Here is a 20,561-nt window from a genome sequence, read left to right on the forward strand (position 1 = left end):
CCCGTGCCCTCGTTGTGGACCGTGCGGGGCAGGCGCACGGCGGTGCTGCGGACCCCGCGCGAGGCCAGGGCGAGGACGGCGGTGACCGCGCGGCCGCGGCCGCCGACCGGGCCGTCGGTCGGCACCGGGTCGTTCTCCGTGGAGGCGCGGCTCGGTGCGGCGGGCGTGCCCGACACGGTGACGAACGGGCGGTCGGTGCCGACCAGTTCCTCGCCGAGGGTGGTGAGGGCGGCGGTCTCCTCGGCGACCGCCCGCGCGAGGGCTTCGGGGGTGCTGAAGTCGTTGCCGAACGCCAGGTGGACCACTCCGTCGGTCCGGGCGACGCCCGCGCGCAGGACGTCCAGGTCGGTGAGAGCGCCGCGCAGCGGCTCGGACCCCGCCGCCTCGCAAGCCCGCGCGGATGCGTCGGAACGGGCCAGCGCGAGGACGGTGTGGCCGTGGGCGAGCAGTTCGGCGACGACGGCGGACCCGATCAGGCCGGTCGCACCGGTGACGAAAACACGCATGGATCTCTCCCGCAAGTGATGGGACTCTTGTCCCGTCACCGTACCAGGCTGACGGGACAAAGGTCCCGTCGCCTAGGATGGTCGCATGGGTCGATGGGAACCGGGAGCGCGGGAACGCCTCGTCATGGCCGCCGTCGACCTGTTCACGGAGCAGGGCTACGACGCCACGACGGTCGCGCAGATCGCCGAGCGGGCAGGCGTCACCAAGAGCACCTTCTTCCGCCACTTCCCGGACAAGCGCGAACTGCTGGTCGCGGGCCAGGAAACCTTGAGCGGCCTACTGGCGGAGGGCATCACCGAAGCCCCCACCGACGCCACCCCCTTGGAGGCGGTAGCGGCAGGCCTACGCCGCGCCTCCACCGCCATGGGCCCGTTGAACCGCGAACTGGCCCCGCGCCTCAAGGCCGCAGTCGCCGCCAGCACCGAACTCCAGGAACGCGACGCCCTCAAAACCGTCAGCCTCGCAGCCGCAATGACAAAGGCCCTGACCACTCGCGGCATCCCCGACCCCACCGCCGCCTTGGCCAGCGAACTCGGAGTCTTGGCCTTCAAACGCGGCTACGCAGCCTGGTCCGAAGCCGACCCCACCAGCAACCTCGCCGACCACGCCCTGGCAGCCTTGAACGAGCTGCGAGCAGCAAGCGCCTCACTCGGCTGACCTGCTGATATCCAGGCGCGTCCTCGCCTCCAAGCGTCGCCGCTCCGGGGGTTGGAGGCCGCTACTGCCGACTATCTCGCCCGGCCAGCCTTGGTGGCCTTGTGGATGGTGGTGCAAGCGCTGCGCTCGGCTGATCCTCTGGTGGGGAGTCGTGCCGGAATGCGCCTGCTTTGGGGTCGGCTGTGTCGTGTGGTCGGAGGCCGCTGCTGCCGACTACCTCGTCCGGCCTGCTTTGGTGGTCTGAGCGCCTCGCTCGGCTGACCCGCTAGTGGCGAGTCGCGAGGCGCGGGTCGCTTCACGGGTGGCTGTGCCAGGCGCTCTGGAGTGGTGCCTTTGGCGACCCGGTCGAGTAGGGCTGGCGCTTCGCTCGGCTGGTTCGCTGGCATCGAGGCGCTCTGAACCCTTGGTCGACACGGGTCGAGGCTTGGCGCAACAAGCTCGTTCTTCTTGTTTCCCTTGCGCTCGCGCCGCTAGTCGGTATTACTATGTACCGGTAGTAAGTGTCACCGAGTAGTAGGGGGATGGACGTGGTGGTCGATCAAGTTGGTGAGCCCGTGATTCGTGTGGTTGGGCTGGAGAAGGCCTACGGGGAACTGAAAGTGTTGCGTGGTGTGGATTTTGAGGTGGGGCGGGGGAGTGTGTTCGCCTTGCTCGGGTCCAACGGGGCGGGGAAGAGCACGGTGGTGAAGATTCTCGCCACGTTGTTGAAGGCTGACGCGGGGGTGGTGAGCGTCAACGGCTTTGATGTGGCGACCTGTCCGGCTGGTGTGCGGGAGTCGATCAGTCTTACCGGGCAGTTCGCCGCGGTGGACGAGATGCTCACCGGGCGGGAGAACCTGGTGTTGGTGGCGCGGTTGCGGCATCTTGACGAGCCTGGGCGGGTGGCGGACTCGCTGCTGGAGCGGTTCTCGTTGAGCGATGTCGCTGGGCGGCGGGTGTCGACGTATTCGGGTGGGTTGCGGCGGCGGTTGGACCTGGCGATGAGTCTTGTCGGGGAGCCGCCGGTGGTGTTTCTCGACGAGCCGACGACCGGGCTTGATCCGCGGGCTCGGCTGGAGGTGTGGCGGGCCGTCGGAGAGCTCGCGGCGGGTGGTGTGACGGTGCTGCTCACGACGCAGTACCTGGACGAGGCCGAGCAGCTCGCCGATCGGATCGCGATCCTGCACGAGGGGCGGATCGTCGTGGACGGGACGCTGGCCGAGCTGAAGGAACTGCTGCCGCCGGTCAAGGTCGAGTACGTCGAGAAGCAGCCGACCCTGGAGGACGTGTTCCTCGCGCTCGTGGGGGAAGGGGCATGACGCGGTTCCTCGGCGACACCACCATCCTGTTGGGACGGTCGCTGCGCCACGTGACGCGCAGCGTGGACACCGTCATCACGACCGCGATCATGCCGGTCGCCATGATGCTGCTGTTCGTCTACGTCTTCGGCGGCGCGATCGACACCGGGGCCGACTCGTACGTGGACTACCTGCTGCCCGGCATCCTGCTCATCACGGTCGCGTCGGGCGTCGCCTACACCGCGCTCCGGCTCTTCACGGACCTGGAGAGCGGCGTCTTCGCGCGGTTCCAGTCCATGCCGATCTCCCGGTCGGCGCTGCTGTGGGCGCACGTGCTGACGTCGCTGGTCGCCAACCTGATCTCGCTCGTGGTCGTCCTGGCAGTGGCCCTGCTCGTCGGGTTCCGCTCGGGCGCGGGGGTGTCGGCGTGGCTCGCGGTCGCCGGGATCCTGGTCCTGTTCACCCTGGCGTTGACGTGGATCGCCGTCCTGCCCGGCCTGTCCGCGAAGTCGGTGGAGGGCGCGAGCGCGTTCTCCTACCCGCTCGTCTTCCTGCCGTTCGTCAGCTCGGCCTTCGTGCCCACGGCCACCATGCCCGGCCCGGTGCGCTTCTTCGCCGAGCACCAGCCGGTCACGGCCGTCGTCGGCGCTCTCCGCGGCCTGCTCGACGAACGGTCGGTCGGCGGCGACGTCGTAGTCGCCCTCGTGTGGTGCGCGGGTGTCCTCGTCGTCGCGTACCTCCTCGCCACGGCCGCGTACCGCCGCAAGCTGTCCTAGGCCGGAAGCCGGACGGTGACGAGCAGCCCGCCCGCGGGCCGGGGGACGAGGTCCAGCGTGCCGTGGTGGGCCTGGACGATGCTCTGCACGATGGCCAGCCCGAGTCCCACGCCGTCGTGCTCGGTGGCGCGCACGCGTTCCGCGCCGCGCTGGAACGGTTCGACGAGCGTGGGCACGAGGTCCGGCGGGACCGGGAGGCCGGTGTTCTCGACCGAAAGCACGCTCGTGCCCGCCGACGATCCGGTGTGGACGGTCACCCGGCCCGCCGGGAGGTTGTGCACGATGGCGTTCTGCACGAGGTTCGTCGTCATCCGGAGCAGGAGCGTCGGGGAGCCCGCGGCGTGGGTCGGCTCGCCGGTGACGTCGAGGGTGATCCCGCGCTGTTCGGCCTGGGGGAGCAGGGTTTCCGCGGCCTCCTCGGCGAGGAGCGAGAGGTCGACGGGCTCGTGGGTGACCGTTCCGCTGCGGCTGAGCAGCAGGAGGGCCTCGGTGAGGTCGATCGCACGGGTGTTCACGGCGTGGAGCCGGTTGACGAGGTCCGGGGTGGGGTTGTCGCGGGCGACGTCGAGGAGCGCCCGTGTGATCGCCAACGGTGTGCGCAGCTCGTGCGAGGCGTTCGCGGCGAACCGCCGCTGCGCGGCGACGTGGGATTCCAGTTGTTCGAGCATGGTGTCGAACGCGTCGGCGAGGGTGCGGAACTCGTCCTGCCGCCCTTCGAGGCGGATCCGGTGCGACAGCTCGCCGTCGGCGGCGACGCGGGCCGCGTCGGCGATCTTGGTGAGGGGCGCGAGCATCCGACCGGCGAGGAACCAGCCGCCGACGAGGCCGACCACGAGCAGGACGATCAGGGCGGTGGCGGCGGCACGACCGAAGATGCGCGAGAGGAGGTACTGGTTGGGGGAGATCCCGAGCAGGCCCTTGCTGTTGTCCGGCAGGTAGCGCAGCAGGGAGAACCACACCACGGCCACCAGCACGGCCCCGGTGACCATGACGACTCCGGCGTAGCTGAGGGTGAGCTTCAGGCGGGCGCTGGGCCCCGGCCGCCTAGGCACCGGTGGTGTCGATCCGGTAGCCGACGCCGGGCACGGTGGCGATCAGCCACGGCGTGCCGAGTCGCTTGCGCAGCGCGGAGACCGTGATGCGGACGGCGTTGGTGAGCGGGTCGGCGTTCTCGTCCCACGCCCGTTCCAGGAGCTGTTCGGCGCTGATCACACCGCCCTCGGCGGCGACCAGGACCTCCAGCACGGCGAACTGCTTGCGGGTGAGCGCCACGTACCGCCCGTCGCGGAAGACCTCCCGCCGGAACGGGTCCAGCCGCAGGCCCGCGAGTTCGCGGACCGGCGGCCGGGCGTGTGCCCGCCTGCGGTCGAGCGCTCTCAACCGCAGCACCAGTTCCCGCAGGTCGAACGGCTTCGTCAGGTAGTCGTCCGCGCCCAGCTCGAACCCCGACGCCTTGTCGTCGATCCGGTCGGCGGCGGTGAGCATGAGGATCGGGATGCCGCTGCTGGACGCGACGATGCGCCGCGCCACCTCGTCGCCGGACGGGCCGGGGATGTCCCGGTCGAGGACCGCGAGGTCGTAGGAGTTGACGTCGAGCAGCTCCAGCGCGGTGTCGCCGTCACCCGCGATGTCGGCGGCGATCGCCTCCAGCCGGAGGCCGTCCCGGACGGCTTCGGCCAGGTACGGCTCGTCCTCCACGATCAGCACGCGCATGCCCGAAGCCTAGGCGGTCGGCTCCGGGCGCGCGGCGGGGTGAGGTCGTGCTCAGCGGCCGGGGACCAGCACCGTCGACTCGCCGGGGCGCAAGGTGATGGTGCGACGCCACTTGCCCGCGCGCACCTCGGTCGTGGTGCCGCCGACGCTGCGCACGGTCGCGCGGGTGACCTTGCCGTCCTGCCACCGGAAGTCGACCTCGAAGCCGCCGCGGGCGCCGACGCCGGTGACCGACCCGGTCGCCGCCCAGGCGTGCGGCAGCGCGGGCAGGAACTCGATCACGCCCGGACGGGAGTACAGGAGCATCTCCAGCGCCGCGGTCGCGCCGCCGAGGTTCGCGTCGATCTGGAAGATCGTGTAGCTGCCCTGGCTGTACATGTCGAAGAAGTTCGCCGAGGTGCCGTTGCCGTTGTTCATCGACGGCCGCAGGACCGTGAGGTACGACTGGTACGCGCGGTCGGCGTCCTTCAGGCGGGACCAGCACAGCGAGCGCCACGCGACCGCCCAGCCGAAGCTGTCCATGCCGCGGGCGACGAGCAGGTTGCGGACACCGTCGAGCAGTTCCTTCGAGCTGGTGTCGGCGGCGATGCGGTCGCCGGGGTAGAAGCCGATCAACGGCGACAGGTGGCGGTGGGTGGTCTCGCCCAGGTTGTCCGGGGTCATCCACTCCTCCAGCCACCCGGTCTTCGGGCTCACGCGCGGCAGGTAGAGGCGGGACTGGAGGTCCTTGAGCGCGGCGGCGAGGTCGGCGTCCTTGCCGAGCCGCGCGCAGGCGACCTGCATGTTCGCGAACAGGTCCCAGGCGAGTTCCTGCGCGTAGGTGTTGCCCTTGCCGTCCGGGCCGTGCTCGGGCGACCAGGCCGTGTCGTCGACCAGCACCTCGCGGGACGCGCCGTTCGCGTCGGTCACGGTCGTGGGGATCAGCCGCGACTGCCAGAACTCGGCCGCCCCCTTGAGGACCGGGTAGATCTTCTCCAGGTAAGCGCGGTCCTGGCTGTACTCGTAGTGCCGCCACAGGGAGTTGCACAGCCACGCGTTGCCGGACGGGTGCCAGACCCACCCGCTGCCGCCGCTGATGTTGGTGGAGAACGCGATCGCCCACCCGGCCAGCTTCCCGCTGCTGTTGCGGAACCGGTTGCGCGAGTCGTTGAACAGCCTGCGCGTCACGTCGGTCCACACCGGCAGCTGGGACACGCAGTAGTCGGCCAGCGCGTCGGCGCACTCGCCGAGACCGGCCGGGTCGGCCAGCCAGTAGTTCATCTGCACGTTGATGTCGGTGTGGTAGTCGGCGAACCAGTCCGGGTTGTTGTTGTGGATCCACAACCCCTGGAGGTTCAGCGGCAGCCCGTCGCGCGAGCCGGTGATGGTCAGGTACCGGCCGTACTGCACGTAGGACGCCTCGAGTTCGAGGTCCGGCGTGGTCGGGTCGGTGTAGCGGACCGCGAGCCGCGACCACGAGTCCAGCGCGCGCTGCACGGGCGAGGACTTGCCGAGGTCGATCGTCATCCGGTCGTAGAGCCCGCGGTAGTCCTTCACGTGCGTGGCCAGCAGCTTGACGCCCGCGACGCGCGCGGCGGCGGCGACCTTGGCACGGGCCAGCGCGAGGGGGTCGACGGTCCGGTCGCGGAAGTCCTTCGCCGCGTCGGGGGAGTAGTCGGTGCCCGCGCAGATCACCACGAGCACCTCGCGGCAGCCGTCGAAGGTGACCTTGGCCCCGTCGGTGCGCACCCGTCCGCCGACGCCCACGGCGGTGACGGCCGCGGCGTACTTCAGGCCGTTGGCCAGCGCCCCGGTGAAGCTCGCCTGCGAGCCGCTCGCCGCCGTGGTCTCGCCGTGCGTGCCGACGAGAGACACCGACCCGCTGTGGCTGCCGCCGCCGGTCTGGGTGAGGCGCAGGACGACCACGTCGTCCGGGTGGCTGGCGTAGACCTCCCGCCGGTAGCGGGCCTTGTCGACCCGGTACGACGCCGACACGACCCCGTTGCTGAGGTCGAGCTGCCTGCGGTAGTCGGAGTACGTGTGGTCGGTCAGGCTCACCCGGACCTGGGCGAGCACGCCGAAACTGCCGAACCCGTCGCCGTCGTAGTGCAGCTGCCCGTCGTCGGTCGGCACGTCGTTGCGCCCGCCGGACCAGAACGAGCCGTCGGTGAGGTAGAGGACGTCGTCGGCCGGATCGCCCCCGGCCAGCGCGCCCAAGCGGCCGTTGCCGATCGGCAGGCCCTCCCGGATGATCTGGTCCTCCCTCGCGGGGGTGCGGTACCAGAGCGTGGTGGCCTCGGAGTCGGGGACGAGCGTGGCGCCCGCCGGGCGCTCCGGCTCGGCGTGCGCGGCGAACGGCCGTGCGCCGACGATCGCCAGACCCGCGCCCGCGGCTCCGGTCAGGCGAAGGAAGTCACGACGGGAGGATTCGGGCACGGTCGATCCCTTTCCGAGCATTCATCGGATCTTTAGGGCCTTCTGTCCACTTCTGGACCGGACTGCGGGCCGGGGAGCGGGTATTGCTCCGATGTTACGAATTATGGTGAGTGTTTCCTGGATGTCAACAGTCGACCGCGCTCCGTGTGCGGGAGGGGATCCGGTCAGGAGGTCGTTGACGAGGGGACGACATCGCCCGGTGATCACTCGACGTGACCGTCGTGAATGGGTGCGCGGTCATGCCAGGACGTTGCCGCTCTTGGATCTTCCTCCTTCGGCTCGTCTGGAGGACCGTCCTAAAACGACGGTGGGGCCGCCGTGCCCGCCGGGGGGAATGCCTGTCGTGGTGGACCCGCACTCCCGGCACGCGGATGTCGAGCCGTGCCAACGGATCCCGTGCGATGCCCGTGGTGACGCGTGCGGCTGATCGGTCCTCGACCTCGGCCACCAGCTAGGTTGAGGGGGAACCAGGACGACGACGTCGGGAGGTCGTGTGTCGATCGGAGAAGATCGTCAGGACGAGCGGGTCGAGCCGCTGCGGGTCGGGCGCGAGGTGCGGGGCGACACCGTTGTCGTGAACGCGGCCGGGCAGGTGGATTCGCACACCGCCGACGACCTCGGCGAGCAGTTGGCCGGGGCGTACCGCGAGGAGGTGGGCGGCCCGGTGGTCGTCGACCTGACCGGTGTGGACTTCCTCGCCTCGATCGGGCTGTCGCTGTTGGTGGAGTACCACCTGCTCGGGGTTCGCCGGGGCAGGCCGCTGCGGGTGGTGGCCCCGGCCCGCAACCCGTTGCGCGCCTTGCGGGCCACCATGCTCGACCAGACGTTGGAGCTGTACCGCAGCCTGCCCGAGGCGCTGGCGTAGCGCCCGGTCACTCCTCGACGGCGCCGCCGATCCGGCGGAGGTGGCGGCGGAAGCTGTAGGTCGGGTCGGCGGCGCGCCGGGTCAGGTAGTCGTCGAACGCGGTCTGGGCGCGGAGCGTGTCGCCCGCCTCGATCCGCTCGGCCTGCGCGCGCTCGGTCCGCCGGATCCCGTGCGCCACGTCGAGCACCTCGTCGACGCGGTCGGCGGCGAGGAACAGCACGCCGTCCCGGTCGCCGAAGACGACGTCGTCGCCGGTCGCGGTGTGCGGCCCGAACCGCGCGCTCACGAGGGCGTCGGGGCCCTGCTGGTCCAGCCTGACCGGACCCGCCGGGTACGAGCCGTAGCTGAACACCGGGAAGTCGATCTCCACCAGTTCCGGGGTGTCGCGGTGCAGCCCCCACACCACCAGCCCGGCCACGCCGGAGGCGCGGGCCTCCAGCACGGTGAGGTCGCCGACGCAGGCCTCGTCCGTCCGGCCGCCGTTGTCGACGACCAGCACGTCGCCCTTCTCGGCACGGCCGTACGCCTCCAGGAACACGTCCACGCTGCCGTAGTGGCGCGCGGGCAGCACCCGGCCCGCGACCCGGTGGCCGGGCGTGACCGCGCCGACTCCGGGCGGGGCGAGGCGCAGTGGGACGCCGAGCCGGACGCACGCGTCGGCGAGCAGCGGCGTTGACAGGTCGGCGAAGGCCTTCAGCACGGCGGTCCTCCCAGGTGCGGGCAACTCTCCGACCCTACCGGGCGGCCGTCCCGCCGGGGGCGGCGAACTGGTGCAGCACCATCGCGGTCAGGGCGTCCACGTCGGCGTCGACCATCGGCGCTCCGGTGATGCCCGCGCGGTGCAGCAGCGTGCCGACGACGACGTCGACGAGGAGCAGGATCCGGTCGTCCGGCTCGTCCAGCACCGACCGCAACGCGGTCAGGTACGGGGCCTGGAACCGCGTGGCCAGCACCTGGCGCAGCGCCGGGTCGCTGACGGCGTCCACGAACACGCCCGCGAACGCCCCGGCGACTCCGGGCTCGGCGATCCTCGCCGCGGTCCACCGGATGGCCGACGACAGGAGTTCGACCCGGTCGGAGCCCTCCAGCGGGACCGGGCCCAGCGCGTCGAGCAGGCAGTCGACGATCAGGACGCCCTTCGACTCCCAGCGGCGGTAGAGCGTCGTCTTCGCGACCCCCGCCGCGGCGGCGACCCGGTCCATGGTCGCGCCCGCGTAGCCGAGTTCGTGGACCGTCGCCAGCGTCGCGGCGAAGACCGCGGCGTCGATGCCGACGCGGGGTCGGCCGGGAGGACGGGCGGTCGCCGGAGTCATGGCCACACGATAGCCAGTTGCGCTACGATCGGTATCGATACTAACGGTAGCGAAATTGTGGAGGGGGATCACGTGGACGACGTCGAACGGCCGCCGCTGGGCGTCCGGCTGCTGCACGCGCTGGGGCGGGACCGGGACTGGTCGGCGATGACGGCCGACGACCTGGTGACCTACCGGGAGGCCGAGAACCGCAAGCGGGCGTCCCGGCTCGCGCGGATCGTCACCGGCTTCCCGGACCGCGGCGCGGTGATCCGGTGGCAGGAGGTGGACCTGGCCGATCGCCGGATCCGGGTCCGCGTGCACCGGCCGACGGCCGACCGCGGCGGCGACCTGCCGCTCGTGCTGCACGTCCACGGCGGCGGGTTCGTCGGCACGGCGGCGCAGAGCGACTGGGTGACCAGCCACCTCGCCGCGCGGCTGCCCGCGGTCGTCGTGTCGGTCGAGCACCGGCTCCTCGCGCCGGGAACGCCGTTGACGGCGGCCGTCGACGACGGCTGGGACGTGCTGCTGCACGTCGTGCGGCACGCCGCGGAGTGGGGGATCGACCCGGCGCGGGTCGCGGTCTTCGGGGAGAGCAACGGGGCGATGGTCGTCGCGCTGGCCGCGCTCCGGGCCAGGGACACCGGCCTGCGGTTGTGCGCCCAGGTGCTGGTCAACCCCGCCCTCGACGTCACGGACACGGCGTTCGACCACGCGTCGATGACCGAGCACGCCGACAGCCCGACCCTGACCGCCGCGCAGATCCGGCTGTACCAACGGCTGGCCGTCCCGCCCGGCGCCGACGCCCACGCCGTGTCCCCGCTGCGCGCCGACGACCTGAGCGGGCTCGCCCCGGCACTGGTGGTGGTGCCGACCCTCGACCCGGTGGCCGACCACGGTCGCCGTTACGTCGACCGGCTGCGCGCCGCCGGGACGCCCGTGCGGTCGACCGAGCACCCCGGAGCGCCGCACGCGTTCCTCAGCATGCCCGGCGTGGTGCCGAGAGCGAAGGTCGCGCGGGCCGAGGTCGCCGGGTTCCTCCGGAGCTACCTCGTCGGACCCGGTGTCACCGCGGCAGGCCGGTGACGGCCTCGGCGACGGTGGGGTGGAACGGCAGGACCTTGTCCAGCCCCATGATCTGGAACACGCGGCTCAGCTCGTGGTTGAGGCCCGCGAGGGCGAACGGGGTGTCGGCGGCCCGCGCCTGCTGGTAGGCGATGACCAGGACGCTGATGCCCGTGGAGTCGCAGTAGGCGAGGCCGGTCAGGTCGACGACGACGCCGCGCTCGCCCACCGCGTCGAGCACCTCGCTGAGCTGGGGGGCGGTGTGGTGGTCGAGCTCGCCCTCGACCGCCACGACGGCGGGCCCGGTCGGGCGCGGGTCGAGGGTGACGGTCAACGTCTGGTCGGTCACCGGGACTCCTGGAGCTGCGGGCGGATCTGGTCGGGCACGGGCGCGCGCCCGGTGCGGCCGGCCTATCCTACGGATCGCTCCACCGACCTGGGGTGGCGGCGGCTTCGGCGTGGACGTGGGGGGTGGCGGTGACGCGGTCCGACAACGCCGGTGACGAGTCGGCGGTGGTGGTCGACGTGTTCGCCGTCGACGGGGAGGTCGGGCACGACCTCGCCGCCGTGGACTGGACGAAGACCCCGCTGGGACCGCCGTCCGACTGGCCCCAGAGCCTGCGCACGGCCGTGAGCATCCTGCTGTCCTCCCGCTTCCCGATGTGGATGGCCTGGGGGCCGCGGCTCACGTTCTTCTGCAACGCCGCCTACCGGCGCGACACGCTGGGCCGCAAGTACCCGTGGGCGCTCGGCCGTCCCGCGAACGAGGTGTGGGCCGAGATCTGGGACGACATCGGCCCCCGCATCGAGAACGTGCTCACCACCGGCAAGGCGACCTGGGACCAGGCGCTGCTGCTGTTCCTGGAGCGGTCGGGGTACTCAGAGGAGAGCTACCACACGTTCTCCTACAGCCCGCTGCGCGACGACGACGGCGCCGTGGTCGGGATGCTGTGCGTGGTCAGCGAGGACACCGACCGGGTCATCGGCGAACGGCGGATGGCGACGCTGCGGGACCTGGGCTCGGACACCAGCGTGGTGCGCAGCGAGCAGGAGACGCTGGACTTCGCGTGCCGCCAGCTGGACCGCAACCTGCGCGACCTGCCGTTCACGTCGACCTACCTGTTCGCCGATGACGGCTCCGCGCGGCTGGCGGCCGGGACCGGGGTCCCGGCCGACCATCCGAGCCTCCCGGCGAGCCTGCCCGCCGACTCCGCCGCGCTGTGGCCGGTGGCGGCTCTGGCGCGGGGCGAGTCCGCGCTGGTGGACCTGGACGGGCCGGAGCTGCCCGCCGGGGACTGGGCGCGGCCGCCCGTGCAGGCGCTGGCGGTGCCGTTGCAGCAGCAGGGCGGCACGCCGTACGGCTTCCTGGTGGCGGGCCTGAACCGCTTCCGGCAGCTGGACGAGGGCTATCGCGGTTTCGTCGACCTGGTCGCGGGCCACGTCGCGTCGGGCATCGCGTCGGCCCGCAGCTACCAGGCGCAGCAGCGGCGGGCCGAGGAGCTGGCCGAGCTGGACCGGGCCAAGACGGCGTTCTTCTCCAACATCAGCCACGAGTTCCGCACACCTCTGACGCTGATCATGGGGCCCGTGACGGAGCTGCGCGACCGGCTGGCGCTCACCGACCCTCGGGCGAGCGGCGAGCTGGAGATCGTGCACCGCAACGGGTTGCGGCTCGGCAAGCTGGTCAACACGCTGCTGGACTTCTCCCGCATCGAGGCGGGCCGGATGCAGGCGCGCTACGAGCCGGTCGACCTGGCCGCCGTCACCGCGGAGCTGGCCAGCGTGTTCCGCTCGGCGATCGACAAGGCGGGCCTGGCCTTCGAGGTCGACTGCCCGCCGCTGCCCGAACCGGTGCACCTCGACCCCGGCATGTGGGAGAAGGTCGTCCTCAACCTGCTCGGCAACGCGCTGAAGTTCACCTTCGAGGGCTCCATCCGGGTCGCCGTGCGCGCGGGCGACGGCGAAGCCGTGGTCACGGTCGCGGACACCGGCATCGGCGTGCCGCCCGAGGAGATGCCGCGGCTGTTCGAGCGGTTCCACCGCATCGAGAACGCCCGCTCGCGCTCCAACGAGGGCAGCGGCATCGGGCTCGCGCTGGTGCAGGAGCTGGTGGGCCTGCACGGCGGGTCCATCACCGCCGACAGCGTGGAGGGGGAGGGCACCCGCTTCACGATCCGCGTGCCGTTCGGCTCCGCGCACCTGCCCGCCGACGCCCTCGTGGACGTCGCGCGCTCGACCGCGGTGTCCACGGCGGCCGACCCGTACGTCCAGGAAGCCCTGCGCTGGCTGCCCTCCGAGCCCGGCGCCTCCCCAGGGGACGTCGCGGCCCCCGGCGACGTGTCGTCGGCGTCGGCCCCCGAGGTGCGCGCGACCGTGCTGGTCGCCGACGACAACGCCGACATGCGCGAGTACCTCTCCCGGCTGCTGTCCGGCGCGGGCTACGAGGTGGCGTCGGTGACCGACGGCGTGGAGGTGCTGGAGGCGGTGCGCGCGAGCGTGCCCGACCTGGTCGTCAGCGACGTGATGATGCCCCGCCTCGACGGGCTCGCCCTGGTCGCCGCGCTGCGGGCCGACCCCCGCACGGCGGCCGTTCCGGTGCTGCTGCTGTCCGCCCGCGCCGGGGAGGAGGCGTCCATCGAGGGCCTGCGGGCGGGGGCGGACGACTACCTCGTCAAGCCGTTCGCCGCGGCCGAGCTGCTGGCCAGGGTGCGGGCGAACGTGGAGCTGTCCCGCCTGCGCCACCACCACGCCCGCTGGCACACCGCGCTGATCGACTCGTTGCAGGAGGCGTTCTTCGTCTGCGACGAGGACGGCGCGGTGATCGAGATCAACGCCGCGTTCACCGACATCCTCGGCTACGGCCCGGAGAACCTGCCCTACGCGCCGATCCACCCGTGGTGGCCGAACGCCGATACCCACCCGGAGGGCCACCAGCGGTTCGCCGACGCCTTCTCCGGGCTGCTGAGCCACTCGCGCGGCAGCTACACGATCCCGGCCGTCCACCGCGACGGCCACCTGCTGTGGATCAGCGTCATGTTCACCCCGGCGCAGGACCCCGACTCCGGGCGCACGGTCGTCGTGGGCACGTTCCGCGACGTCACCGCCGAGCACTACAGCATCCAGCGCGACGCGGCGCTGGGCGCGTTGAGCATGCGGTTCTCCCAGGCGGCCAACCTGGCCCAAGCCCTGGCCGGGGGCCTGGAGGAACTGGGGGGCCTGTGGCACGCCCGCCGGGTCCTCGCCGCCGTCTTCGACGACCACGGCACGCCGACGCTCGTCGGCTCGGACCTGTCCTGGGACGCCCTGGACGCCCTGGGCCGCGAGCACCTCGGCGCGCTGCGCGACCGTCCCGTGCTCAGTCCCGTCCACAGCGCGGCGGGCGCGGGCGTCACCCTGGAGCACCCCGAGGGCCTGCTGGCGCTGTGGCTGGACCTGGACGACCGGCGACCGTTCACCGACCAGGACGAGGTCCTGCTGTCCCTGCTGGCCGGGCACCTGGCGCACGGCCTCGGCCGGGCCCACCAGATCGACCAGCAGCGCGAGACCGCGCTGGCGCTGCAACGCGCCATCCTCGGCCCGTCGGAACTCCCCAACGGCTTCGCCGTCCGCTACGAGCCCGCCGCCCAGCCGTTGGAGATCGGCGGCGACTGGTACGACACGGTCCGGCTGCCGGACGGCCGCATCGGCATCGTCGTCGGCGACTGCGTGGGCCGGGGGCTCAAGGCCGCCGCCGTCATGGGGCAGCTGCGCAGCGCCTGCCGCGCGCTGCTCCTCCAGGAGACGGGGCCCGCGCGCACGCTGATGGCGTTGGACCACTTCGCCGCGGGCATCCCCGGAGCGTTGTGCACCACCGTGTTCTGCGGTGTGCTCGACCCCGAGACCGGTCACCTGACCTACTCCAGCGCCGGGCACCCGCCCGCGATCCTGGCCCACCCCGACGGCACCACGATCCTGCTCGACCAGGGCGGGTCGACCCCGCTCGCCGTGCGGCCCGGCGTCCAGCGCCCCGAGGCGGAGTGCCACCTGCCCGCCCGCGCCACCCTGCTGATGTACACCGATGGTCTGGTCGAACGTCGTCGCCGCCCGCTGACCGCGGGCATCGACCAAGCGGGTGAAGCCGTCCAGGCGGGCCGGGAGAGCGCGCTGGACGACCTCGCCACCCAGGTGATGGACCGGCTCGCCCCGGTCGGTGGCTACGACGACGACGTCGCCCTGCTGCTCTACCGCCACCCCGCCCCGCTGGAGCTGACGTTCCCGGCCGAGTCCTCCCGGCTCGCCCCGGTCCGCAAGACCCTGCGCGGGTGGCTGCACCAGTGCGGGCTGCCGCCCCAGGCCGTGCAGAGCGTCCTGGTCGCGGTCGGCGAGGCCTGCGCCAACGCCATCGAGCACGGGTACCGCGGGTCGGTCCCCGACGAGGTGAGCCTGCGGGCGGAGGCGCTGGTCGGCGACCTGTACCTGACGGTGGCGGACACCGGCCACTGGAAGGCGCCCGAGCCCGACGCCAACGCGCACCGCGGCCGCGGTGTCGCCCTGATGCGCGCGATGATGCAGCAGGTCACCATCACCCCCGGCCCGGACGGCACCACCGTCGACATGCACCTGAGGATCCCCTGATGACCACACCGCTCACGCTCACGCCCGGTCGCGGTCCCGACGGCGCCGCGGTCCTCAAGGTCGTCGGCGAGATCGACATGAGCAACACCGACGCGCTGGTCACCGCGCTCGACGGGATCGCGGGGAAGCTCGTGCTCGACCTCACCGCGTGCGAGTACCTCGACAGCGCCGGTCTGAGCGTCCTGTTCGCCCACGCCTCCCGCATCGAGGTGGTCACCTCGTCCCTCCTGGCGCCGGTCATGAAGTACTCCGGACTGGCGGACGTGGTGGCGGTCCGCAGCGTCGAAGATCCTCCCCACCCGTAGCGGCGGAAGGACCGTACTGTTCACCCCGTGTGGATGGTCGGGGCGAGGCGAGGGTGGCGGATGGTCGGCGCTCGGAGTTCACCGGCGCGGCAACGCGTGCTGGAAGCGGTGACGGACGGCGCCCTCCGGGAACTCGAGCTGGACAAGCTCCTGGAAGTCCTGCTGCGGCGCGTGCGCGACCTGTTCGCCGTCGACACCGCCACCGTCCTGCTGACCGACGCCGATGGCGGGCAGCTGGTCGCCACGGCGACGATCGGCCTGGAGGAGGAGATCTTCCAGGGCGTGCGGATCCCGGTGGGGACCGGCTTCGCGGGCCGGGTGGCCCGTGACCGGGAACCGGTGCGGCTGGACCGGGTGGACCCGTCCACGGTGGTGAACCCCCTGCTGTGGGAACGAGGGCTGAAGTCCATGGTGGGCGTGCCGATGGTGGCCCAGGGCGACCTCACCGGCGTGCTGCACATCGGCAGCACCGCGGCCCGCCGGTTCGGCGACGAGGAGGTCGACCTGCTGCTGCTCGTGGCCGACCGGCTCGCGACGGCGGCGCACGCCCACCGGTCGCGCTCCGCGCGGGCCGCCGCCGCGGTGCTCCAGGAGAGCCTCCTGCCGAGCAGGCTGCCGACCGCCGACGACTGGGAGCTCGCCGCCCGCTACGTGCCCGGCACCGACAGCGGCGTCGGCGGCGACTGGTACGACGTGTTCCACCTTCCCGGCGGTCGCATGGGCCTGGTGATCGGTGACGTGGTCGGCAACGGCCTGCCCGCCGCGATCGTGATGGGGCGCCTGCGCAGCGCCCTGCGCGCCTACGCGCTGGAGTTCGCCGACCCGGCCGAGGTGCTCGGCAAGCTCGACCGGAAGGCCAGCCACTTCGAGGACCACGCCATGGCCACGGTCGCCTACGCGGTCATCGACACGGCCACCCACCGCATGGACGTCGCGCTGGCGGGCCACCTGCCGCCGGTGCTGGCCGCGCCGGGTCGGGCGACGGACTTCGTCGACGCCCCGGTCGGTCCGCCCGTCGGCTACGACCTCGCCGTCACCGGCCGCCGCAGCGCGACCGTCGACGTGCCGCCCGGAGCCCTCGTGGTCCTGTACACCGACGGGCTCGTGGAGCGCCGGGACCGGGACCTGGACACGGGCCTGGAGACGTTGCGGCGGACCGCGACGCCGATGCCCGCGGAGACCGCGTGCGTCCGGATCATGGCGGAACTGGTCGGCGACAGCCCCGCTCCCGACGACGTCGCCCTGCTGGCGATCCGCCGGGTCCTCACCGAGCGGTGAGGCTCACGGGGTGAGCACGATGCGGCCGTTGAGGTCGCGGCTCTCCATGCGCTCGTGCGCGGTGACGGCCTCGGCGAACGGGAGCACGTCGACCTCGGTCTCGCCCAGCCCGGCGGCGACCGCCTCCAGCGCGGCGAGGAGGGCGGGCCGCACTGCCTCCGGGTGCGCGGGCAGGTAGGCGCCCGCGTTGAACCCCGTCACCGCGATGTTCCGCAGCCACAGCTGGTTGCTGTCGACCTGGTGCGCCCAGTCGCCACTGGCGTTGCCGCCGACCACGAGCCGTCCACCGGGGGCCAGCAGGTCGAGGCTGTGCGTGCGGACCGCGCCGCCCACGGCGTCGACGACCACGTCGAACCGCTCGTCGCCGAGCACGGCGGGCAGGTCGGCGGAGTCGACGATCCGGTCGTAGGGGAGCTTGGTCGTCGCCGCGGCGGCGAGCTTGCCCGCCCGGACCGTGCCGACCACGCGCGCCGCGCCCAGCCGTCGGGCGATGCCGGGGAAGGCCGCCGCGAAGCCGCCCAACGCCCCGTGCACCAGGACCCGCTCGCCTTCGACGAGGTGGGCGACGCGGGTGAGGGCGACGTGGGCCAGCGCGGCGTTGGGCACGACCGAGACGGCGAGCGCGGGGTCGATGTCGTAGCCCTCGGTCGACACGGCCAGCGCCGCCGGGACGACGTGCACGGAGGCGTACCCGCCGGTGCCCCCGGCCGACATCGACACCACCCGCTCGCCGACGGCGAAGCCGGTCACGCCCTCGCCCAGCGCGCGGACCGTGCCCGTGACCTCCAATCCGGGGATGAACGGCGGCTGGGGCATGCCGGGCTGGTCCTTGAAGGCGCCCTGGCGGAAGAAGACGTCGATGAGCCCGACGGCCGCGTGGGTGACGTCGACGGCGAGTTCGCCCGGTCCGGGGACGGGGTCGGGCAGGTCGACGACGGCGAGCACGGACGGGTCGCCGAAACGGGTGGCCTGGACTGCCTGCATGAGCTACTCCTCCGAGTTAACGCACCTTGTGATGCGTTAACTCGACGCTAGCACGGCGAGAGCGGTTAACGCACGTGAGGTGCGCTAAAGTCGGGCCGTGCACCAGAGGGCCCGATCCGCCGACGACAAGGCGCGCCGTTCCGAGGAGCTGCTGGCGGCGGCCGAGGCGCTCGCCCTCGAACTCGGCGGCGTCCGGTTCGTCACGCTCGCGCCGGTCACCGCGCGGGCGGGCATCCACCGGACGGGCGTGCGGCGCTACTACGCGTCCAAGGAGGAGTTGCTCCTCGAACTCGCCGAGCGGGGGTGGCGCCAGTGGCGCGACGCCGTCCGCGAGGAACTGGGCGACCGCACCGGCCTCGATCCCCGGCAGGTGGCGGGGGTGATGGCGGGGACCATCGCGGGGCTGCCGGTGTTCTGCGACCTGCTGACCCACGTGACGCTGAGCCTCGAAGGCGACGTCGACGTGGAACGGGCGCGTCGGTACAAGACCAACTCGTTCGCCGCCCACGACGAGATCGTCGGCGCGCTGGACCACGCGAGCGGCATGGGGGTCGAGCGGATCAGCGCCCTGCTGGCCGCGGCCCTCGCGTTCGCGGCCGCCTTCTGGCAGGTCTCGCACCCGACCCCGGCCCTCGCCGCCCTCTACGCGCAGGTGCCGCGGTGGAGCCACGTCGCGCTCGACTTCGCCCCGAGGCTCCGGATGCTGTTGGAAGCGACGGCCGTCGGGCTCGCCGAGGCGTAGTCAGCGGCGCAGGGCGAGCACCGGCGCGGCGAGAGCCGTGGACACGCGGGTGAGCAGGCCGAACGCCGGGTTGGCCAGGCGCTTCTGCCAGACGATCGGCTTGAGGGACGTGCGGACCGCGTCGGCGGCGTAGGCGTTGAGACCGCGTTCGTACTCGTGCACGGCGAGCGGGATCGTGGTGAGGCCCTTCGCCGCGTCGGCCAGGTGGGCGGCCAGCAGGGCGGCGTCGCGGACGGCGGTGGCGGCGGCCCGACCGCCGGTCGGGGGCATCGCGTGCACGGCGTCGCCGAGCGCGGTGACCGTGCCCGAGGCCCACGGCGTGAGGTGCGCGTCGGGATCGCTGGTGTGGTAGACGAACGTGCCCACGGTGGCCGGGTCGGCTCCGGCGACGATCTCGCGGACCACCGGTGACCAGCCGCGCAGCAGGTCGCCCGCGGCGCGCACGGCGGTCTCCGCGCCGATCTTGCGGGCGTGGGGGAGCCGGTCCACGGGCACGTTGACGCCCCAGTAGACGACCGGCGGGTCCGGGAACGGGCGCACGTCGACGCAGAGCGCCGGGTCGAGCGCGGGGCCGGGTTCGTCGTCCTGGGCGGTGAGGAAGACGCTCGTCCCGCCGGGGCTGACGCCCAGAATCGAGCCGACGCGCAGCGGGTCGGGCAGCAGTTCCCGCAGTCGCGGGGTGAGCGGGCTGCGGCCCGCGACGCCGCCGATGCCGACCGGTGACGACGTCGGCCCGCCCGCGAGTGCCGTGGCCACACGGGAGGTCGCTCCGTCCGCGCCGACGAGCAGGTCGCCGTGGTCGGTGGAGCCGTCGGCGATGTGCGCGGTCACGGTGCCGTCGGGGTGGGTCTCGTGCCGGACGTACTCACTGCCCCAGTGGATCGCGTCGCCGAGGCCGGTGGTGAGCAGCACCCGCAGGGCGACCCGCCCGACGAACAGCATCTCCTGCTCCAGGGGGATCTCCGCCTTCGCGAGGGTGCGCAGCCGGTGGTCGGCGAAGGTGATCCGGCGGTGGGCGGCGCGGCTCGCCGAGCTGGCGAGAAGCGCCTGGTAGGCGGCGGGCGGGAGGACCTCGCGGAGGATCGCGCAGGCCTCGTCGTCGAGGTGCAGTCGGTAGCCGCCGGTGGCCTCGGCGCGGGGGTCGCGATCGTGCACGGCGACGTCGGTCCCGGCGGCGCGCAGGGCTTGGGCGAGGGCCAGCCCGCCGATGCCCGCGCCGATGATGAGGACTCGCATGGTGTGGCTCCCTTGTCGGTGCTGGTCAGGGACGTGTGCTGACCGATGACACGACGTTAGCATAATCAATATAGTTTAGTATTCCCATTTGTGGCCGAGGTGGGAGGCGTCGCGTGGGGAGGGTCAGCCGTGGCGGGTCAACTGCTGGCCGAGGATCTCAGCGAGCCAGTTCTCGTACTGGTCGTCGGTCCAGCCGAGGCCCCTGGTGCAGCGGAAGAACAGCTCCAGTGCGCTCAGCAGCCACGCGCGGTCGACCGCCTCGTCACGGGTGAGGCCCTCGGCCAGCGCGTTCGCGTCGGCCAGGGAGTCGATGATCGGCACGAGCCACGCCTTCGCCTCGCGCTCGCCGTGGTTCTGGAGTTCGACGACCGCGGGATCGCTCGCCGCGTTGATCGCCGCCGCCCACACGTCCCGCCCGTTCGCGTACAGCTGCCGGAGGAAGGCCGCGTAGAGGCCGAGCTTGAGCAGCGGATCGGGCTCGGCCTGGATGCGCGCGCCCCAGCGGTCGCGGTCCGCCTCGGCCTCCAGGCCGCCGACGATCTCGCCGACGATCGCCGCCTTGGAGCCGAACGTGGCGTAGACCGTGGGCGTGGCGACCTTGGCGCGCTTGGCGATCATCGCGACGGTCGTCTCGGCGAAGCCCTGGCTCGCGAACAGGTCGCGGGCCGCGGTGGCGATCCGGGCGCGCGTCTCGACGGCGCGTTCCTCGCGCAGTGGCGACTGGTACGACCGCCGCGGCTGCGCCTGATCCTGTCCGGGGTCACTCACGCGGCCAAGCTATCACCGGTTTCCCGGCGGGCAGGGGAGGGATCGCCGGACTTGACAGGTGGTGCAT

General features: G+C 72.5%; 19 protein-coding genes. 9 read left to right on the forward strand and 10 right to left on the reverse strand.

What is annotated here, in order from left to right; all coding sequences use genetic code 11:
* A partial coding sequence (locus ACFWW9_RS36945; RefSeq protein ID WP_390387006.1) for an NAD-dependent epimerase/dehydratase family protein occupies positions 1-506 on the reverse strand: 506 nt, incomplete at its 3' end.
* 85 nt (positions 507-591) lie between these two features.
* On the opposite strand from ACFWW9_RS36945, the gene ACFWW9_RS36950 reads away from it, so the two are divergent.
* The 3 genes from ACFWW9_RS36950 to ACFWW9_RS36960 all read left to right on the forward strand — a co-directional run bounded on the left by ACFWW9_RS36950 (position 592) and on the right by ACFWW9_RS36960 (position 3,217).
* On the forward strand, positions 592-1,164 hold the full coding sequence (locus tag ACFWW9_RS36950) for a TetR/AcrR family transcriptional regulator (protein WP_390387007.1): 573 nt from the start codon (positions 592-594) through the stop codon (positions 1,162-1,164).
* A gap of 521 nt (positions 1,165-1,685) precedes the next feature.
* Positions 1,686-2,462 carry an ABC transporter ATP-binding protein gene (locus tag ACFWW9_RS36955; protein ID WP_390387008.1) on the forward strand — a complete coding sequence of 259 codons (777 nt, stop codon included), beginning with the start codon at positions 1,686-1,688 and terminating at the stop codon, positions 2,460-2,462.
* On the forward strand, positions 2,459-3,217 hold the full coding sequence (locus ACFWW9_RS36960) for an ABC transporter permease (protein ID WP_390387009.1): 759 nt from the start codon (positions 2,459-2,461) through the stop codon (positions 3,215-3,217). The genes ACFWW9_RS36955 and ACFWW9_RS36960 overlap by 4 nt, the downstream gene beginning before the upstream one ends.
* Here ACFWW9_RS36960 and ACFWW9_RS36965 read toward each other — a convergent pair.
* From ACFWW9_RS36965 to ACFWW9_RS36975, 3 genes are read right to left on the reverse strand one after another with little or no spacing between them, the layout of a single operon-like run.
* Complete coding sequence (locus tag ACFWW9_RS36965) at positions 3,214-4,269, reverse strand: sensor histidine kinase (RefSeq protein WP_390387010.1); 1,056 nt, start codon at positions 4,267-4,269, stop codon at positions 3,214-3,216. The genes ACFWW9_RS36960 and ACFWW9_RS36965 overlap by 4 nt on opposite strands.
* Positions 4,262-4,930, reverse strand: a complete 669-nt coding sequence (locus ACFWW9_RS36970) for a response regulator transcription factor (protein ID WP_390387012.1) — start codon at positions 4,928-4,930, stop codon at positions 4,262-4,264. Before ACFWW9_RS36970 ends, ACFWW9_RS36965 begins: the two co-directional genes overlap by 8 nt.
* A 51-nt stretch (positions 4,931-4,981) precedes the next feature.
* Positions 4,982-7,345, reverse strand: a complete 2,364-nt coding sequence (locus ACFWW9_RS36975) for a glycoside hydrolase N-terminal domain-containing protein (RefSeq protein ID WP_390387013.1) — start codon at positions 7,343-7,345, stop codon at positions 4,982-4,984.
* A gap of 493 nt (positions 7,346-7,838) precedes the next feature.
* Between ACFWW9_RS36975 and ACFWW9_RS36980 the strand changes: the two genes are divergently transcribed.
* Positions 7,839-8,210 (forward strand): STAS domain-containing protein, encoded by a 372-nt coding sequence (locus tag ACFWW9_RS36980; RefSeq protein WP_390387014.1) that lies wholly within the window; start codon positions 7,839-7,841, stop codon positions 8,208-8,210.
* Positions 8,211-8,217: 7 nt separating this feature from the next.
* Here ACFWW9_RS36980 and ACFWW9_RS36985 read toward each other — a convergent pair whose 3' ends face one another.
* On the reverse strand, positions 8,218-8,910 hold the full coding sequence (locus ACFWW9_RS36985) for an RraA family protein (RefSeq protein ID WP_390387015.1): 693 nt from the start codon (positions 8,908-8,910) through the stop codon (positions 8,218-8,220).
* A 34-nt stretch (positions 8,911-8,944) separates the two neighbouring features.
* Positions 8,945-9,523, reverse strand: a complete 579-nt coding sequence (locus ACFWW9_RS36990; RefSeq protein WP_390387017.1) for a TetR/AcrR family transcriptional regulator — start codon at positions 9,521-9,523, stop codon at positions 8,945-8,947.
* 72 nt (positions 9,524-9,595) lie between these two features.
* On the opposite strand from ACFWW9_RS36990, the gene ACFWW9_RS36995 reads away from it, so the two are divergent.
* Complete coding sequence (locus tag ACFWW9_RS36995) at positions 9,596-10,588, forward strand: alpha/beta hydrolase (protein ID WP_390387019.1); 993 nt, start codon at positions 9,596-9,598, stop codon at positions 10,586-10,588.
* Here the strand turns inward: ACFWW9_RS36995 and ACFWW9_RS37000 are convergent.
* A complete protein-coding gene (locus ACFWW9_RS37000) occupies positions 10,569-10,916 on the reverse strand; it encodes an STAS domain-containing protein (RefSeq protein ID WP_390387020.1) in 348 nt (115 codons plus the stop codon). The two genes, ACFWW9_RS36995 and ACFWW9_RS37000, sit on opposite strands and share 20 nt — an antisense overlap.
* A 128-nt stretch (positions 10,917-11,044) precedes the next feature.
* Here ACFWW9_RS37000 and ACFWW9_RS37005 point away from each other — a divergent pair, with 128 nt between their 5' ends.
* From ACFWW9_RS37005 to ACFWW9_RS37015, 3 genes are read left to right on the forward strand one after another with little or no spacing between them, the layout of a single operon-like run.
* Complete coding sequence (locus ACFWW9_RS37005; RefSeq protein WP_390387021.1) at positions 11,045-15,181, forward strand: SpoIIE family protein phosphatase; 4,137 nt, start codon at positions 11,045-11,047, stop codon at positions 15,179-15,181.
* Positions 15,181-15,486 carry an STAS domain-containing protein gene (locus tag ACFWW9_RS37010; RefSeq protein ID WP_390387022.1) on the forward strand — a complete coding sequence of 102 codons (306 nt, stop codon included), beginning with the start codon at positions 15,181-15,183 and terminating at the stop codon, positions 15,484-15,486. The genes ACFWW9_RS37005 and ACFWW9_RS37010 overlap by 1 nt, the downstream gene beginning before the upstream one ends.
* A 60-nt stretch (positions 15,487-15,546) precedes the next feature.
* Positions 15,547-16,764: a PP2C family protein-serine/threonine phosphatase gene (locus tag ACFWW9_RS37015; RefSeq protein ID WP_390387024.1), complete on the forward strand. Its 1,218-nt coding sequence runs from the start codon at positions 15,547-15,549 to the stop codon at positions 16,762-16,764.
* 3 nt (positions 16,765-16,767) lie between these two features.
* On the opposite strand, the gene ACFWW9_RS37020 is transcribed toward ACFWW9_RS37015, so the two are convergent.
* Positions 16,768-17,748 (reverse strand): zinc-binding alcohol dehydrogenase family protein, encoded by a 981-nt coding sequence (locus tag ACFWW9_RS37020; RefSeq protein ID WP_390387026.1) that lies wholly within the window; start codon positions 17,746-17,748, stop codon positions 16,768-16,770.
* A 97-nt stretch (positions 17,749-17,845) separates the two neighbouring features.
* Between ACFWW9_RS37020 and ACFWW9_RS37025 the strand changes: the two genes are divergently transcribed.
* Positions 17,846-18,490, forward strand: a complete 645-nt coding sequence (locus tag ACFWW9_RS37025) for a hypothetical protein (RefSeq protein WP_390387027.1) — start codon at positions 17,846-17,848, stop codon at positions 18,488-18,490.
* Here ACFWW9_RS37025 and ACFWW9_RS37030 read toward each other — a convergent pair whose 3' ends face one another.
* Both ACFWW9_RS37030 and ACFWW9_RS37035 read right to left on the reverse strand, forming a co-directional pair.
* Complete coding sequence (locus ACFWW9_RS37030) at positions 18,491-19,726, reverse strand: FAD-dependent monooxygenase (protein WP_390387028.1); 1,236 nt, start codon at positions 19,724-19,726, stop codon at positions 18,491-18,493.
* A gap of 123 nt (positions 19,727-19,849) precedes the next feature.
* Positions 19,850-20,494, reverse strand: coding sequence for a TetR/AcrR family transcriptional regulator (locus tag ACFWW9_RS37035; protein WP_390387029.1), 645 nt, complete (start codon positions 20,492-20,494; stop codon positions 19,850-19,852).
* Positions 20,495-20,561: the final 67 nt, after the last annotated feature.

The sequence above is a fragment of the Umezawaea sp. NPDC059074 genome (assembly GCF_042738955.1).
GTDB lineage: Bacteria > Actinomycetota > Actinomycetes > Mycobacteriales > Pseudonocardiaceae > Umezawaea.

What these genes read in the sequence shown, in the direction of transcription:
- ACFWW9_RS36960 (WP_390387009.1), top strand. Translation starts at nt 2,459, where the DNA reads ATGACGCGGTTCCTCGGCGACACCACCATCCTGTTGGGACGGTCGCTG.
- ACFWW9_RS37015 (WP_390387024.1), top strand. Translation starts at nt 15,547, where the DNA reads ATGGTCGGCGCTCGGAGTTCACCGGCGCGGCAACGCGTGCTGGAAGCG.
- ACFWW9_RS37010 (WP_390387022.1), top strand. Translation starts at nt 15,181, where the DNA reads ATGACCACACCGCTCACGCTCACGCCCGGTCGCGGTCCCGACGGCGCC.
- ACFWW9_RS36990 (WP_390387017.1), bottom strand. Translation starts at nt 9,523, where the DNA reads ATGACTCCGGCGACCGCCCGTCCTCCCGGCCGACCCCGCGTCGGCATC.
- ACFWW9_RS36950 (WP_390387007.1), top strand. Translation starts at nt 592, where the DNA reads ATGGGTCGATGGGAACCGGGAGCGCGGGAACGCCTCGTCATGGCCGCC.
- ACFWW9_RS36970 (WP_390387012.1), bottom strand. Translation starts at nt 4,930, where the DNA reads ATGCGCGTGCTGATCGTGGAGGACGAGCCGTACCTGGCCGAAGCCGTC.
- ACFWW9_RS36955 (WP_390387008.1), top strand. Translation starts at nt 1,686, where the DNA reads ATGGACGTGGTGGTCGATCAAGTTGGTGAGCCCGTGATTCGTGTGGTT.
- ACFWW9_RS37030 (WP_390387028.1), bottom strand. Translation starts at nt 19,726, where the DNA reads ATGCGAGTCCTCATCATCGGCGCGGGCATCGGCGGGCTGGCCCTCGCC.
- ACFWW9_RS37020 (WP_390387026.1), bottom strand. Translation starts at nt 17,748, where the DNA reads ATGCAGGCAGTCCAGGCCACCCGTTTCGGCGACCCGTCCGTGCTCGCC.